The organism is Glutamicibacter sp. NPDC087344 (assembly GCF_044744225.1).
Lineage (GTDB): Bacteria > Actinomycetota > Actinomycetes > Actinomycetales > Micrococcaceae > Glutamicibacter.
Genome location: NZ_JBIUXY010000002.1, coordinates 261,531 through 276,531 on the forward strand (window position 1 = coordinate 261,531; position 15,001 = coordinate 276,531).

The window sequence follows — 15,001 nt, forward strand, 5'->3', positions numbered from 1 at the left end:
CAGCATGCACGCAGTGCCAACCCCAAGCCTTCGAATCCATAGCAGACTAGAGTCAACGAGTGTGACATGGGCTACATTTTGAGTTGATATCAACTCTGGCCTGCACCGGATGAAGGGGAAGCATGGAAAACAAAACTGTCATTGTGGTGGGTGCGGGATCGGCCGGGTCTGTTGTTGCGCGTCGCCTTGTGGATGCCGGAGCCAGCGTGACCCTGTTCGAAGCCGGGAATGAAGATACCAACCCGGCGATCCACGACCTATCGCGCCTGGGCGAACTGTGGCACAGCCCGGATGACTGGGACTACTACACGACCCCCATGAGCGGAGCGGCGAACAAGCCGATGCACCTGCCGCGCGGCAAGGTGATGGGTGGCTCGCACGCGCTGAACGCCACCATCTGGGTGCGTTGCGCCCCGCAGGACTTCGACGGCTGGGCCGCGGTGAGCAGCCCGGACTGGGCCTGGGAAAACGTGCTGCCGGTCTACAAGAACATTGAAAACTATTCCGAGGGCGCCAGCGAGCTTCATGGAGACCAAGGTCCCCTCCCGGTGGTTAACAACTACCCCTTGGATGAGCTTCACCAGTCGATCATCGACGCCGCGGTGCAGTCCGGCGTTGAGCACAATCCCGACTACAACGGAGAATCGCAGGACGGCGTCTCACAGGAGCAGGTCAATATCGTCGACGGTGAACGCATCAACACCTGGAAGGCCTACCTGAAGCCGGTGCGCGAATCGTTGCAGATCATCACCGGCGCCGAGGTGCACTCGCTGATTCTCGACGGAGGAGCGGTAGTGGGGGTGCGCTACCGCAGTGGCGGCCAGATGCATGAACTGCGTGCCGATGAGGTGGTGCTCAGTGCCGGTGCGCTGGGTTCTCCGCAGATCCTGCTGCGTTCGGGAATTGGCCCGGCCTCGGAATTGGAAGCCGTGGGAGTGGTTCCGCTGGTTGATGTTCCGCAGGTGGGCAAAAACCTGCACGACCACCTCCTAGCTCCGGTGATCGGCCAGACCACCGTCAAGGACATTCCGGCACCGCGCGCCGGGGTCTCGGTGTCGCAGACCCACCTGTTTGCCAAGTCGCAGCCGGATCTTGAGGTTCCCGACACCCAGCCGATCTTTTTCGCCGTACCGATGTACTCGCCGGGCATGGAACCGATCGACGGGACCGCGTTCACCCTGCATTCGGGCATCGTCACGCCGCACAGCCGTGGCGAGATCACGCTGTCCGGGCCGAGTCTGGATGATCCGGTGCGCATCGACCTGAACGCGCTGGATGACCGCCGGGACATGGACGCGTTTTTGTTCTCCATCAAACAATGCCGAGATATCATGTCGCAGTCCGCGTTGGCGGGGGACTGGGGCGCCGTTGAAGTGTATCCGGGAGCGGACGTTCAAAACGACGAGCAGCTGGAAGACTACATCCGCAACAACGTGGTGACCTACCATCACCAGGTGGGCACCTGCCGGATGGGTAATGACGACCAGGCGGTGGTTGACCCGCGGCTGAAGTTCAATGGGCTGGATGGTTTGCGGATCATCGACGCGTCGATCATGCCTCGGATCACCACGGGCAACACCAATGCCCCCTCTGTGCTGATTGGCGAACTGGGTGCCGGGTTCCTCATTGAGGACCTGGCGGTGAGCTAACGGGATCTCCGGCAGCTGCTGCGCGGAAACTGCAAGGGCCTCGGGGCGTCATCTGAAAAGGATGGCGGCTTGGGGCTCTTGATTTTTTGGGCGCCCGTACGCGGTGCCCGCCTTGGCTCAACGCCAAGTCTGCCACCGTTGGGGGAACATCGGGGTCTAGTCCGCGCGAGCGGCTCCCGCCCGATGTTCCTGCCCGAACTGGTCGCGTGCCACGGAGCTGCCACTTCAACGCCGACTACTGGGTGAAGTTCGCTCCGCAGGCATTCACCCCTGCGTTTGGACGGGGCCTTGCTGCCGCGCGTCGAGAACATTGTGGTGACCGCCATCATAGTATGCACACCTAGAGGAATGTGATGCAAGTCGCATAGGGTGAGGGTGTCCGCCACAAAACAACACTTCATGCCTTGATGTGGACTTCGAGGGCGTTTTGCGGCTCCGGAAGTAGGAGTAGGATGACTGACGGATCAACTATTTACGGAGGTAATAACAGCATGACAACAAATATTCGGGCAGCGGTGCTTCGCGGTGTGGACCAGCCGTTCTCCTTCGAAGACTTGGTGCTTGATGACATCCAGCCTGATGAAGTGCTGGTGAAGATTACATCCGTGGGCCTGTGCCACACCGACCTCGCGGTGCAGCATGGCGATATCCCCGGAGCCTTCCCGTTTGTGCTGGGTCACGAAGGTGCAGGCGTCATTGAGCAAGTTGGTGCGGCTGTCTCCGGCTTCGCCGCGGGAGACGCCGTGGCCTTGTCCTTCGCCGCCTGCGGCCACTGCCGCAACTGCCTGGCCGGCCGTGAAGCGTACTGCGTGAACTTCATGGCGCTGAACTTCGGCGGGGTGCGCGAGAACGGAACCACCACCCTGTCCGACGCCGAGGGCAATGCGGTCTCCGGCAACTTCTTCGGACAGTCCTCGTTCGCCACCCACGCCATTGCCGCGGCCAAGAATGTTGTGAAGCTTCCCGCCGGCGCCCCGCTGGAGATCTCCGGCCCGCTGGGCTGCGGCATCCAGACCGGTGCCGGAACCGTGCTGAATTCGCTGGCAGTCCCGGCAGGATCCTCCATTGTGGTCACCGGAACCGGGGCCGTGGGCCTGTCCGGCATCATGGGTGCCAAGGTCGCCGGAGCCACCACCATCATTGCCGTGGACATCATCGATGAGCGACTCGAATTCGCGGCCAAACTGGGCGCCACGCACACCATCAACTCCAAAAACGAGGATCCGGTGGCGCGGATCATGGAAATCACCGGCGGCGGCGTGGATTACGCCCTGGACACCACCGGTGTAGCTCCGGTGATCGCCTCGCTGTTCCAAGCAACCGCCTTCGGCGCGAAAATCGCCCTGGTCGGCGTCCCGCGTCCGGGCTCCACCCTGGATTTGGGGCTCATCTCCGCCGCCGGCAAAACCGTGGTCGGCGCGATTGAAGGCGACGCCATCCCGCAGACCTTCATTCCGCAGTTGGTGGCGCTGCACCAGGCCGGGCAGTTCCCCTTCGACCAGTTGGTGCGCACCTACCCGTTCGACCAGATCGAGACGGCAATTGCAGACACCGCCTCGGGTAAAACCGTGAAGGCCGTTCTGGTGATGCCGTAACCGGCTGCTGCACGCTATTGCCTTCGGGCAGGGCCGCTAGCCTGAGCCGGCGGTTGACAACGCTTGGTTCCACCGTATCGGGTGGGGCCAAGCGTTTATCCTGTGCCATTCGGTGAGATTGGGAAAGCGTTGGAGTGCTTGGTTGATCTCTGTTGGAAAAGGCATGTTGGCGCGAGCTGGAGCGCGCTGTCTTGAAGGCTCATTGATCAGATCTGCGGCAACGATCCACTTGTTTTGGTCGTGGTACACATGAAGCATGGACAGAGCCCGTATCTCAGTTCTGAATACGTGGGCGAGCTTGTGTCTGGATCTGCGTCTTGAGGCGAGCTCGGACTTCGTCATGGATGGTAGTCGATGTTTCTACTCTGGTCTCGACGGAGACCACAAGGCCGTATTTGACGGTATTGCCTTTCTTTAGGACGGAACCGTCTTTCATGCATTCGACGTCGATTGGAAGAGTTCCGTCTGCCCCGAAGATCATTGACTTGTCGCCTTCGAAGATCTCATGTTGGCAACTTCCTCGTCGAGCGTTTCGATACTCGGCTTCCAAGCGTGAACCGGCCGTGATCCTCTCGTCCGGTGCCCGAAAGAAGAGCTTCGTTTCTCGGTACCTGTTGAGTTGCCCCGAGGTAGGAGCCATGTATGCGAGCGTGACAGTGATACGATGCCACTCGGGTTTCGAGCTGAGCGATTGGGGCAGGGGGATGCGATAAGTGTGCCGTTGCTCGCGCTCGATGGATCCACCTGCGATCAGCACCGCGCGGTTGGTGGCGGCATGACCCAGACGCGTGGTGTCGATGGAGCCATACCCCAGCAATGCGCTGAGCTCACGCCGTGCCTGCTGGCCATTCATTCCGAGAAGCTCTCTCAGATGCGTGGCTTTATCACCCCACGCGCTCGAATGAACTAAGAGTGCTTTCACGAGAACTGGATGGTACAGGGGGTCTGGGAACGCGGGGTCGCCCAGATCAGCTCCGGCTTCGAGCACATCAAAGAGCCGGCTGGCTTCGCGAGTAACCAGCGCTGTGGCATTGCTGGTGCCATGGGTGAAGGCAACCGCATCCAAAGAGCCACCTCTGGCTGGTGCTGCGACTTTGCTGCCAGGAGCAAGTGCGGGAGTGCGAAGAGGTCGGAGTTCGACTTCGCTTGCGCCCGGTTGGAGAACGGGGCGTGAATAAAAAACACGCCCGCCTGCATGGTAGATATCGGGTTTGATCGAACGCCCGACGCCTGGTCCAACGGCGCTGTAGTGCGCTGGCATGTTTTCGTCATTCAGGTCCCACACGCCGTCCGGAAGTGAGATCACTCCGGCTTCATCGGCATGGATCGCTCCGACGGTTATCGCGTTGAGCGCGTCTCCTGGAGGAAGAATCCCCCGGTATCGACTCGTCGCCCGTGCAGCTTTGAACGCGGCGGCCCGGGCATCACTGGATGAATGTGCCTCTTAAGCGGGGATCAAGAGGGGGCTGCTGTGGTTTCCGGCGCTGACGATGAACAAGAGGTTCTTCGTCAGTGCCAACCAGTCGAGCAGACGACCGAGCGGACTCATTTTTCGGACGAGGGCCCGTGACTCAGCGCCGATCGAGAGCTTGATGATTCGCACGCTGGGTGCAGCGGGCGGTTGGCCGTGTTCTCCTTCCACGATTCGCAGGATTGCTCTGTGAAGGAGGTCTGGGAACAGGGTCTCATCCAACACATGTTCGCTGTGGGGATTGAACGGGTGAGGTCGCAAGATTGGCCGCACGTAGAGCCGCCGATTCAGCGGCTGTGCAGGAGAAGAAAGGTCGCCATGGATGATCAGCGAAGCCATTGCGGTCCCATGATGACGAGAAGAAACTGCGTAATCGCTGCCCAGACCCTCCGGATCGTCAACGACAAGTCGTCCTTGAAGGACATTGTGATTCACGAATGGAAGTCCGTCTAGCAATGCGATACGGGGAAGCCCCAAGGTTTGTCCTACCGGAAGTGCGTTTTTAGACGAGGGCAGGTCCTCTGCGGTAGCTGTCACGCTCATCGGGTTGATAGGGCCGACGAACATGACTTCATCCGCAGTCAGGATGCTGATGGACCCCGCACCTTTCTCCAGGACCGCGGAGACCTGCGTCACGGGGAGTTCGACAAGCAGAGCATGGTATGAGATCCCAGCGATCACTGAACGGCTTTTGACGCTTCCGCCAGACTGAGTGATCAGTGAAGTCAGGTGAGTCTCCGCTCGCTGGCGATCGCGTGCTTCGCGTCGATACCAGAGCTCGACCTCGACGCGTACCGGGCTGTAATACGGACCAGCAACCTCGATCCGCTCCTTCCATGTCTCAATCAACCCGGTTTCGCGAATTCTGTCTGCTGGCCCCCAGCGGCGAATCGCGCGCAATTGCTCGAAAGCGGTACGGAATTTCGTGAGCCCGTGTTGGAAAGCCATCTTCGGGTTCGTGACCCAGTCATTGAAGAGCGTGACGAGCTGGCCTGCCGCTTTCGCGTTCGACATGACCAGTTGCAAGGATCGCCCGACTTTGTCGTCGGTGCGGCCAGCTACTTTGCTTGCCATGTGGAAGTTGTCATCAGGGTCTGTATCCTCGTCGAGCAGTTCTGCGAGGAACTCCAAACCTGCGATCTTGCTGACGGCATTGCGGAAATCTGTAATCGTTCCTGCTAAGTCGAACACCAGCACAAGCTCCGGGTCGATCTCGTCCACGGATTCGGCGGAGAGTTGAGCCCGGCGAGCATCGAATGCATCTACAAGCTCACGGAATTTCCGTGCGAGGCGTTCGCCTTGACGGCCGGCTCCGGGCCCCTGAACCGAGGGCGGCATCGTCGGGGACTGTTTGAATCGTGCACCGACTTGAGGGGAGCCGAGCGCCAGAAATGGCCGCGCTTCGCCTGTCATTCTGACGCCTGACTACGCCAGTGCTCCAATCGTTCTTTCACGATCCTGCGTATATCCGCGTCAGGCAGATCAAGAACTGCCCGTCGGCGAACATCAAGGGCAAACTCCTCGAGTTCGGCAAAACTCGCACCCGCGAGTTTGTCCGCAAGGGTTCGCGGTGCATACCCGAGGTCGCCGCCAAAACGTGCAGCGAGTCGTTCAAGATAACGTGTTGCCTGCGAACGGCTCGGCGACTCGAGTTCCGCTCGGACTTGGAACCTGCGCCAGGCGGCTCTATCGAGAAGCTCACTGTGGTTTGTTGCCCCAACGAGCACGACGTGAGCTGGGAGACGGTCGATCTGCAGGAGGAGCGTTGAGACCACACGTTTAATCTCACCAGTTTCATGCTCGTCAGCGCGCTCCTTGGCGATGGTGTCGAGTTCATCGAAAAACAAAACACAACGCCGTGTGCGCACGAACTCGAACGCGCTATCAAGACGGGCTGCGGTCTCGCCCAGAAAGCTCGACATCACACCCTCATACCGAACAACATAAAATGGAAGCATCAACTCGGAAGCGATTGCCTCGGCGACGCTGGTCTTCCCATTCCCCGGCGGTCCAGAAAGCAGCAAACGGTTGCGGGGTTCAATACCGTAACTGCGGAGCAATTCTGCCCGTTGCTGCTCTTCGACAAGCTCATTAATAACCCGCTGGGGCGCATGAGCCAACTCAAGATCCGTGAGTCGACGCCGAGGAACGATCTCTTCTACAAGATCGCGGACAACACCAGCGCGCTCATCCCTAGCAAAGCCTTGGCCTGTTGTCGTAATGAGTTCAGAGAGGCGATCTGCAAGAAGATGATGTTGATTAGCTCGCTCTTCGGCAATAACGGCCTCAACCAGCGTGCGAAACTTGTCGCGATCACCGTGCCGCTCTGCCTGAACTAGATCGAGAAGGAGGTCTGCGCGAGCCATTGATGTTCCTCCCTCAGCGTCGAAATACCATGTGCTAACAGTCTACCCGTCGCCACACTGCATGATATCGCTGCGCCCCGACATCTGGATGACGGTCAAGCTCGCAGTATGGCGACGCGACACCGCCAAGAAGGAACTTGCCGAAGCAGTGCGCGCTGCGCGCGAGCAAAACCTGTCCTGGCGTGAAGTAGGCGAGGCGATCGGCACGAGCGGTGAAGCCGCCCGGCAGCGTTACAGCGCCGCGACATGAACAGCGGCTCGCTCATCGTCACTGCCGGAGCCGCGCGAAAAGATCCTGTCGAAGCCCTGCGGCACAAGTAGCGCAAGGGCGGACGCCCAAGGACCACGCCGGGGTGATGGCGTGGTCCTTGGTGATGGTGCGTGGCTACTTGGCGCCGAAACCACGCAGCCGCAGGGAATTCAGCACCACCAGCACCGAGCTGGCGGCCATGGCGGCGCCGGCAATCATTGGATTCAGCAACCCAAGGGCCGCAATGGGAATACCCGCGGTGTTGTAGGCGAAGGCCCAGAACAGGTTTGTCTTGATGGTGCCCAGGGTTTTCTCCGAGAGCTCGATGGCCTGGGAGACCTGGTGCAGGTTGTTGCCCATCAGGGTGATGTCCGCGGCCTCGATGGCCACATCGGTTCCCGAGCCCATGGCGATACCCAGATCCGCCTGGGCCAGTGCCGGGGCGTCGTTCACCCCGTCGCCGACCATCGCCACCACATGGCCCTGGTTCTGCAGCTGTCCAATGGTGCGGGCCTTGTCCGCGGGGAACACCCCGGCGAAAACGTCTTGGTCGGCGATTCCCACCTGGGCGGCGACCTGCGCGGCAACCGATGAGTTATCCCCGGTCAACAGCACCACGCGCAGTCCGCGGGCCTGCAGCTCGGAGATGGCCTGGGCGCTGCGCTCCTTGACGCGATCCGCCACACAGATGACCGCCCGGAATTGCTGATCCACCGCGAGCAGGATGGCGGTAGCGCCGGCCTGCTCCGCCTCGGTGAGCATCTGCAGGGCGTCCTCATCCAGCACGGTGCCTTCGGCGCGCAGCCAGCTGGCCCGCCCGAGAACCACACGCTGGCCATTGACAATACCCTTGACGCCGCCGCCGGGTTCCGAGGCGAAGCCGGATACCTCGGCCAATGGGCCAAGCTCGGCCGCGGCGCTGGCGATGGCTCGGGCAATCGGGTGCTCGGAGTGATGCTCCACGGCGCCGGCCAGGGCCAAGGCGGCCTGAGGATCGGCGCCGTCGACGGTGCGGGTGCCCGCATAGGCCATCACCCCGGTGGTGACGGTCCCGGTTTTATCCAGCACGATGGTGTCCAGCTTGCGGGTGTCTTCAAGCACCTGCGGACCGCGGATCAAGATCCCCAGCTGGGCTCCGCGGCCGGTGCCGACCAGCAGCCCGATGGGTGTTGCCAGTCCCAGGGCGCACGGGCAGGCGATCACCAGCACCGCGACCGACGCGGTGAATGCCGCGTAGCTATCCCCGGTGAGCAGCCACCAAGCAAGGAAGGTGAGCACCGCGATCCCCAGGACGATCGGCACGAAGACCGCGGAAATACGGTCGGCCAGCCGCGCAATCGGCGCCTTGCCGGACTGCGCCTCGGAAACCAGGCGGCCCATCTGGGCCAAGGTGGTGTCCGCCCCAACCCGGGTGGCGCGAATGAGCAACCGCCCGGAGGTGTTCAGCGTGGCCCCGGTGACCTCGGCGCCGGGTCCGACCTGCTGCGGAACGGATTCGCCGGTGATCAGCGAGGTGTCGATGGCGCTGGTTCCCTCAAGCACCACGCCGTCGGTGGCGATTTTCTCGCCCGGGCGGATGACCAGCTCATCTCCCACGCGTACCTGCTCGGCCGGGATTTTCACTTCCTGCCCGGCTCGCAGCACCACCGCTTCCTTGGCGCCCAGGTTCAGCAGGGACTTCAGCGCGTCGCTGGCCGAGGACTTGGCCCGGTGCTCCAGGTACCGTCCCAGCAGGAGCAGGGTTGCCACCACGCCGGCGGTCTCGAAGTACAGGGCGTGCTCGCTCATGGACATGCCCACGTGGGCGGTCATCAGGGGGTCCAGGATCAGCTGCACGGCGGAGAAGAGGTAGGCGGCCAGCACCCCGAGGGACACCAGGGTGTCCATGGTGGAAGCCAGATGCCGTGCATTGATCGCGGCCGCCTTGTGGAACGGCCAGGCACCGTACAGCACCACCGGGGTGGCTAGAGCGAAGGCAACCCATCCCCAGTGCGGAAACTGGGCGGCGGGAACCATGGAGATCGCAAACAGCGGAATCGTGAAGATTGCCGAGATGATCAGGCGACGGCGCAGGTGATTGGGGACCAGGTGCTGATGCTCACCGGGGGAATCGGTTGAATGCCCTGGGCGCTCGGCTGGCTCGGGGTTTCCCGGCTGGTGGCCGGAAGAATGCCGCACTGGATGCGCTGGCGGCAAGACGCTAGCCGAATAACCGGCGGCCTTCACGGTGTCCAGCAGCTGCTCGACCGTGATGTCCTGCGGAACCTGGACCTTGGCGCTTTCCAGGGGGAGGTTCACCACGGCGCTGACACCGGGCAGTTTGCCCAGTTTGCGTTCCACGCGGTTGACGCACGAGGCGCAGGTCATTCCCTGGATCTCAAGGTCGACGGTGCGGTGGTTGGCGGGCTCGGTGAGCCCGGTTTCGGAAGTCATGGGGATTACCCTGCACTTTCCTGCCCGCTCAGGGGCAGTTAGGCGTTGATTGCCTCGACGGTGTATCCGGCCTCGTCGATGGCGTTTTTGATAGTCTCTTCACTCAATGCGGTTGAGGAGCTGACCGTGGCCGTTGAGATGCCGGTGGCATCCAGGATGATTTCAACATCATTCACGCCGCTGATTTCCTTGAGCTCCTCGGTGACCGATGCGACACAATGGCCACAGGTCATACCCGAAATGCGGATCTCGGTGCGGGTGGTAGCCACCGCGTTGTCCGGGCGGGTGATGATCTGCAGCAGGTCCTTGCCGTTCTCGCTGGAGTTTGAGGAACATCCGCAATTGCAGTTATGGCTCATGATTTTGCTCTCTTTCAATTTTTCAGGGCGCCGGCAGTCGCCGGCGAAAAACCTTGGGAACTACCGCACCAGGCGGGCGATGGCGGCCGCGGCTTCTGCGACCTTGTTATTCACGTGGCTTTCATCGCCGGTCTCGATGGAGGTTTTGGCCGCGTCCACGACGCAGTGGCCAATGTGATCCTCAACCAACTGCACACTGACCTTGTGCAACGCGGCGTTGATCGCGGAAACCTGGGTAAGGATATCGATGCAGTATTTGTCGTCGTCAATCATCTTCGCCACACCGCGGACCTGGCCTTCGATGCGCTTCATGCGGCGAGCCAGGGCGTCTTTGTCTGCGTGATAACCGTGGTGCTGCGGGCCCGCGGCGGGTGCTGGCGTTGTGTTCATACTTCGATAATACCCCCATAGGGTATTAAGTCAAATACCCTCTGGGGGTATGGTTGGTCACCGAATTCCCAGCTTGGTCACGGTAGGATTTCATCCGTGAGCCACTACGAACTTCATGTGCGTCCGATTTCCAGCACCGAACACTCCGCCTTTCTTGCAACAGCCCAAGACGTCAGCTTCCTGCAGCGTCCCGAATGGGCTCGGGTCAAGGGCGGCTGGCGCGGCGAATCACTGGGCTGGTTCGAGAACGACACCCTGGTCGGCGCCGCACTGGTGCTGCACCGCAGTGCACCGGTGATCAAAAAGACCCTGGCCTACATTCCCGACGGCCCGGTCATCAACTTCGAGTCCTACCCGGCGGACTCGGTCCTGACGCCGCTGGCCTCCTACCTGAAAAACCGAGGGGCCTTCCAACTGAAGATGGGCCCGGGCAGGGAAGTGCGCACCTGGGCTGCTTCAGCGGTCCGCAAGAACCTCGGCAAAGAGGGTTTTGCGCAACTTGCCGACCTGGAAGTGCACTCGCAATCCGCGAACGCGTTAGCACTGAACGATGCTCTCAAGTCCTTGGGTTTCACCAAGGAGGATGTCGGTTTGGACTTCGCCGCCGGGCAGCCGGAATTCGTCGCCCGCGTGGCGCTGCAGGATGCGACCGGCCAACAGCTGGATACCGAACAGGTGATGGCCTCCTACTCCGCCACCACCCGCAACGAAACCCGCAAGGCACTGAAAAGCACCCTGCAGGTTGAGGTCGGCGAACTCAAGGACATGGCACGATTCCACGCCCTGTATAACCACACGGCGGACCGCCAGGAATTCACCGGCCGCCCGCTGAGCTATTTCGAGAAGATGCACTCCGTGCTCAACGAGGCGGTGCCGGGTTCCTGCATCCTGTACATCGCCAGCAACGAAGGGGTGGATCTGGCCGCGTCCATCGTCATCCGCTCCTCCAACCTGGCCTGGTACCTCTACGGCGCCTCGTCCTCCGAACAGCGCAAGCTCTTCGCACCCAAGGCCATCATGCACCACATGATCACCGACTCCATCCAGGCCGGGTGCCGCTACCTCGACCAGGGCGGAGTCAGTGCCACGCTGGATACAAACCATCACCTGGCGGGGCTGACAAAATTCAAAACCAACACCGGGTGCGACATCGTGCAGACCAACGGCGAATGGGACCTGGCGCTGAACAAGCCCCTGGCGTGGGCCTTTGAAAAGTACATGAACTGGCGCAAGAAGTAGGGAACCGGCAATACCCATGGCAATCGACGCATCCCAGCCTTTCGTCCCGGTGATCCTCGGCGGAGATATCGGCACCTATACCTTGGCGCGCGAATTCTACGAGGCCTACAACGTCCGCTCCGTGGTGTTGCCGGCCGCCGGCAACGGGGTCATTGAACACTCGGTGGCGATCGAGCTGCGCCCCATCGGCTCCATGGCCGATGAATCGCGCGTGGTGGCCGCGCTGCGAGAACTGGCCGCAGAGCTCACCGCCGAGGCCCAGCGCCCGCTGATGCTTTTCGGGTCGCTCGATTTCCACATCATGCTGATCGCCAAACACCGGGCACAACTTGAAGAATTTTTTGTGATCCCGTACCCGGACTTGGCGGTGGTTGAAGCCGCGGCGCTGAAGGAAAACTTCTACGCGCTCGCCGAGCGCATGGGGATCGCCCACCCGGGCACCGCCGTGTACCGGCCGGGTAATGATCTGGAGGCCATGGCCTCACACCTCACCTTCCCGCTGATTGGCAAACCCTCCAGTTCCGGGGAATGGATTGCCGCGAAGTTCGAGGGAAAACAAAAAATCCACACCCTGGAAAACTTCGCGCAGCTAACTGAACTTGTCGCCAAAATCGATGCCAGCGGCTACACCTCGGGGTACATCCTGCAGGAATACGTTCCCGGGGGTGATGATGCGATGCGCCTGTGCACCTACTTCGCCACCCAGGAAGGCAAGGTCATTTTTGCCGGTTACGGCGAGGTGGTGATCGAAGAGCATGCACCGCTGGTGCTGGGCAACTCGGCCGCCATTGTCACCGGCCAAAACGACCAGATGGCCGCCGACGGCGCACGGATGCTTGAAGAACTCGGCTGGCAAGGTATCGCGATGATCGATGCCAAATACGACCACCGCGACGGGCAGATCAAATTTTTTGAGATCAACCCGAGGCTGGGACGGAATCACTTTTACCTGACCGCGGCCGGGGTGAACCCTGCTCGTTTTTATGTCACCGAATTCCTCGGCCCGCAGTTCGATACGGCCAGTGTGGAAACAACGGCCGTGGTGGAAACCGCGGCCGGGGTGTTGCAGTTGAGCAACGAGCACCTGTTCACCGTGCTGCCGCACCACCTGCTGCGTCGTTTTCTTGATAGCGATACCGGGCGCAAGGCCGCCGCGCTGCTCACCTCCGGCAAGGTATCCAACCCGCTGAAATTTGCGCCGGAGAAGCACCCGCGACGCAGGATTTACCTGGTGCTGAACGCGGTTAACCATTACGTGAAATACAAAAAGTTCCCACCCCGCAGCGTGTAGGGTCGGGCTGCGCGAGCGGCTGTTGGTGCCGATCTCAGGTTCCGGGTTTTGCCCGGCCTTCGGCTGCCTGGAGCCAGGGGCTGAGGCGGACCTGGGCACCGTCGAGGATATCCAGGGGTGTTGCAATGCCTTGGGAGATCGGGGATAGGGTGGCCGGTTCCAGGCCCGGCAGTGCCGCCGCACTCAGCGCGGTGGTTTCATCCGGCTCCTGGCTGGTGGACATGGCTTTCCATGTCAGGGTCGAGATGGCGTATTCCCCGGCGGGAATTACGGTTCTTTCGGCGCTCACAGAGGTTTCCGGCACGGTCACCGCACTAATCTGGGGTTCACCGGCGGCATTGAGGAAAACAATCTGCGGGTAACCCTGCAGGGCACAGGAATTCTGGGACATGTTGCGGGCGTAGAGCGAGAGATACCGTGAACCAAGCGCCGCGTCGGGCTCGCTCAACGAGAGCTGGAGGTTCTCCTGGGTGCACGTTGGGGCCCGCGGATTATCCGGCCAAGCCGTGACACCCTCGGGCAACACCGGCGGTTTGGCAATGAGGTGCTCGGGAAGTTTTTTACCGATCCACCCCTCCCGGATCGATTCGTACCCCGGGCCGGAGAGGGAATAGGCCGTTGGCTCACTCAGCGGTGCATGTTCATCAAGCCAGCGCTTGATTTCTGTATTCGGTGTGGTGCTCTCAGGGGAGTTCGAGTGCACGGACAAGATCCCGGAGCCGAAAATGGCGGTATCAACGTTCGGCTGGTCGCGGGCCTCGACGGCGATCCGCACCTGCTCCAGCGAGAATTCTCCGTTGGGGGTGTAGCGGATGCTCCCGTCGGCGAGTTCCAGCGTCGGTTCATAACCCTGTTCCTGGGCGAACTGAGCCAAGTCCAGCAGCACGTCGGCGTTCGGGGCAACCGCCCCGGCATTGTCCACTCGCGCCGCTCCCTGCTGCCACAAGCTGAAAGCCTGATCCGTTTCGGCTCCCGGATGCTCTCCCAGCCACAGGCGCAGCGGGTAGATCTGTATCCCGGAATCCTGTGCTCCCTGCGGTTGCCCGGCGAGAAGGGTTACCGAGTGTTCCAGCTCGACGTGGTCAACGACCGCGGCCAGGGCGCGGTCGGAAACAGCTTCCGCCGTGGTGGCCGCCTGTCGCGGACTCAGCGTTTCGCGCAGGCGGACTTCCCATATGACCTGGAGCGGATCGGTGATGCTGGATTCCTGTGAGGCTGCGTCGTAATCCACCTCGGCAGCCACGACGTTATCCAGTTCCTGGATTTCATCCTGTGCTAGGCATATCGGTTCCGGGGCGTCGCACCGATCCCATGGATGCCACAGCAGCAGGATTGCAGCCGCTACGACGGCAAAGGCCGCCAGCGTGGCGATCAGCGGTCTGCGTTTCATAAGGCTCAAGCTACCAGAGGCAAGCCGTGGCCCGGGGCCGCCAAGCCGCAAGCGAGTAGAGTCGAAGGTGAATGCCCAGAAGTGTTAGTGAAGGAGAAACCCGGTGAGTCTAAAAAACCGTTTGCATGAGGACAGCATTACCCACCTGAAGGCGGGCAATGAGATGGAGAAGACCACGCTGCGCAACATCATCAGCACTATCGGCACCCGGGAGAAGTCCGGGAAAAACCGTGCCGAGCTGACCGATCAGGATGTGGAGAACCTGCTGCGCAAGGAAGTCGCCAACCGTGAGGAAACCGCGGAACTCGCGGCCAAGGACGGGCGCACCGAATTGGCGCAGCGTGAACTCGCCGAGGCCGCGTTCATCTCCACCTACCTGCCCAAGATGCTTGACCAGGCCCAAGCCCAAGAGATTGTCGACCGGGTCATGGAGCAGCTGGCCACACAGACCGAGCTGAACATGAAAGTCATGGGCCAGGCTATGAAGCTGGTCGGGGAAGAAATCGCCGGTCGTTTTGACGGCAAGGCGGTCTCCCAGATGGTGCGCGCAAAACTGGCCTAATACTGC

General features: G+C 61.3%; 13 protein-coding genes. 6 read left to right on the forward strand and 7 right to left on the reverse strand.

Going from position 1 to position 15,001, the window contains the following annotated elements:
* Positions 1–122 precede the first annotated feature (122 nt).
* Together ACIOWL_RS04160 and ACIOWL_RS04165 are read left to right on the forward strand one after the other, a co-directional pair.
* Entirely contained in the window at positions 123–1,649 is a 1,527-nt protein-coding gene (locus tag ACIOWL_RS04160) for a GMC family oxidoreductase (RefSeq protein WP_400381983.1), read from the forward strand.
* Positions 1,650–2,140: 491 nt separating this feature from the next.
* Positions 2,141–3,244 carry an NAD(P)-dependent alcohol dehydrogenase gene (locus ACIOWL_RS04165; protein ID WP_400381985.1) on the forward strand — a complete coding sequence of 368 codons (1,104 nt, stop codon included), beginning with the start codon at positions 2,141–2,143 and terminating at the stop codon, positions 3,242–3,244.
* A gap of 274 nt (positions 3,245–3,518) precedes the next feature.
* Here ACIOWL_RS04165 and ACIOWL_RS04170 read toward each other — a convergent pair whose 3' ends face one another.
* The 3 genes from ACIOWL_RS04170 to ACIOWL_RS04180 all read right to left on the reverse strand — a co-directional run bounded on the left by ACIOWL_RS04170 (position 3,519) and on the right by ACIOWL_RS04180 (position 7,081).
* Positions 3,519–4,616 carry a S8 family serine peptidase gene (locus tag ACIOWL_RS04170; protein WP_400382396.1) on the reverse strand — a complete coding sequence of 366 codons (1,098 nt, stop codon included), beginning with the start codon at positions 4,614–4,616 and terminating at the stop codon, positions 3,519–3,521.
* A 72-nt stretch (positions 4,617–4,688) separates the two neighbouring features.
* Positions 4,689–6,128, reverse strand: a complete 1,440-nt coding sequence (locus ACIOWL_RS04175) for a hypothetical protein (RefSeq protein ID WP_400381987.1) — start codon at positions 6,126–6,128, stop codon at positions 4,689–4,691.
* Complete coding sequence (locus ACIOWL_RS04180; RefSeq protein ID WP_400381988.1) at positions 6,125–7,081, reverse strand: AAA family ATPase; 957 nt, start codon at positions 7,079–7,081, stop codon at positions 6,125–6,127. Before ACIOWL_RS04180 ends, ACIOWL_RS04175 begins: the two co-directional genes overlap by 4 nt.
* A 61-nt stretch (positions 7,082–7,142) precedes the next feature.
* Here ACIOWL_RS04180 and ACIOWL_RS04185 point away from each other — a divergent pair, with 61 nt between their 5' ends.
* Positions 7,143–7,331 carry a hypothetical protein gene (locus ACIOWL_RS04185; protein WP_400381990.1) on the forward strand — a complete coding sequence of 63 codons (189 nt, stop codon included), beginning with the start codon at positions 7,143–7,145 and terminating at the stop codon, positions 7,329–7,331.
* A gap of 135 nt (positions 7,332–7,466) precedes the next feature.
* Here the strand turns inward: ACIOWL_RS04185 and ACIOWL_RS04190 are convergent, their stop codons facing one another.
* From ACIOWL_RS04190 to ACIOWL_RS04200, 3 genes are read right to left on the reverse strand one after another with little or no spacing between them, the layout of a single operon-like run.
* Positions 7,467–9,764, reverse strand: a complete 2,298-nt coding sequence (locus ACIOWL_RS04190; RefSeq protein ID WP_400381992.1) for a heavy metal translocating P-type ATPase — start codon at positions 9,762–9,764, stop codon at positions 7,467–7,469.
* A gap of 38 nt (positions 9,765–9,802) precedes the next feature.
* Complete coding sequence (locus tag ACIOWL_RS04195) at positions 9,803–10,123, reverse strand: heavy-metal-associated domain-containing protein (RefSeq protein WP_400381994.1); 321 nt, start codon at positions 10,121–10,123, stop codon at positions 9,803–9,805.
* 60 nt (positions 10,124–10,183) lie between these two features.
* A complete protein-coding gene (locus ACIOWL_RS04200) occupies positions 10,184–10,513 on the reverse strand; it encodes a metal-sensitive transcriptional regulator (RefSeq protein ID WP_400381996.1) in 330 nt (109 codons plus the stop codon).
* Positions 10,514–10,609: 96 nt separating this feature from the next.
* On the opposite strand from ACIOWL_RS04200, the gene ACIOWL_RS04205 reads away from it, so the two are divergent.
* Together ACIOWL_RS04205 and ACIOWL_RS04210 are read left to right on the forward strand one after the other, a co-directional pair.
* Complete coding sequence (locus ACIOWL_RS04205; protein ID WP_400381998.1) at positions 10,610–11,752, forward strand: lipid II:glycine glycyltransferase FemX; 1,143 nt, start codon at positions 10,610–10,612, stop codon at positions 11,750–11,752.
* 16 nt (positions 11,753–11,768) lie between these two features.
* Positions 11,769–13,043: a carbamoyl-phosphate synthase gene (locus ACIOWL_RS04210; RefSeq protein WP_400382000.1), complete on the forward strand. Its 1,275-nt coding sequence runs from the start codon at positions 11,769–11,771 to the stop codon at positions 13,041–13,043.
* 34 nt (positions 13,044–13,077) lie between these two features.
* Here ACIOWL_RS04210 and ACIOWL_RS04215 read toward each other — a convergent pair whose 3' ends face one another.
* Positions 13,078–14,433 carry a DUF4232 domain-containing protein gene (locus ACIOWL_RS04215; protein ID WP_400382002.1) on the reverse strand — a complete coding sequence of 452 codons (1,356 nt, stop codon included), beginning with the start codon at positions 14,431–14,433 and terminating at the stop codon, positions 13,078–13,080.
* A gap of 103 nt (positions 14,434–14,536) precedes the next feature.
* On the opposite strand from ACIOWL_RS04215, the gene ACIOWL_RS04220 reads away from it, so the two are divergent.
* On the forward strand, positions 14,537–14,995 hold the full coding sequence (locus tag ACIOWL_RS04220; protein WP_400382004.1) for a GatB/YqeY domain-containing protein: 459 nt from the start codon (positions 14,537–14,539) through the stop codon (positions 14,993–14,995).
* Positions 14,996–15,001 lie beyond the last annotated feature (6 nt).

Bases quoted from the DNA above. Each gene is read 5' to 3' on its own strand.
- ACIOWL_RS04160 (WP_400381983.1), top strand. From the start codon at position 123: ATGGAAAACAAAACTGTCATTGTGGTGGGTGCGGGATCGGCCGGGTCT.
- ACIOWL_RS04165 (WP_400381985.1), top strand. From the start codon at position 2,141: ATGACAACAAATATTCGGGCAGCGGTGCTTCGCGGTGTGGACCAGCCG.
- ACIOWL_RS04175 (WP_400381987.1), bottom strand. From the start codon at position 6,128: ATGACAGGCGAAGCGCGGCCATTTCTGGCGCTCGGCTCCCCTCAAGTC.
- ACIOWL_RS04180 (WP_400381988.1), bottom strand. From the start codon at position 7,081: ATGGCTCGCGCAGACCTCCTTCTCGATCTAGTTCAGGCAGAGCGGCAC.
- ACIOWL_RS04185 (WP_400381990.1), top strand. From the start codon at position 7,143: ATGATATCGCTGCGCCCCGACATCTGGATGACGGTCAAGCTCGCAGTA.
- ACIOWL_RS04190 (WP_400381992.1), bottom strand. From the start codon at position 9,764: ATGACTTCCGAAACCGGGCTCACCGAGCCCGCCAACCACCGCACCGTC.
- ACIOWL_RS04195 (WP_400381994.1), bottom strand. From the start codon at position 10,123: ATGAGCCATAACTGCAATTGCGGATGTTCCTCAAACTCCAGCGAGAAC.
- ACIOWL_RS04200 (WP_400381996.1), bottom strand. From the start codon at position 10,513: ATGAACACAACGCCAGCACCCGCCGCGGGCCCGCAGCACCACGGTTAT.
- ACIOWL_RS04210 (WP_400382000.1), top strand. From the start codon at position 11,769: ATGGCAATCGACGCATCCCAGCCTTTCGTCCCGGTGATCCTCGGCGGA.
- ACIOWL_RS04215 (WP_400382002.1), bottom strand. From the start codon at position 14,433: ATGAAACGCAGACCGCTGATCGCCACGCTGGCGGCCTTTGCCGTCGTA.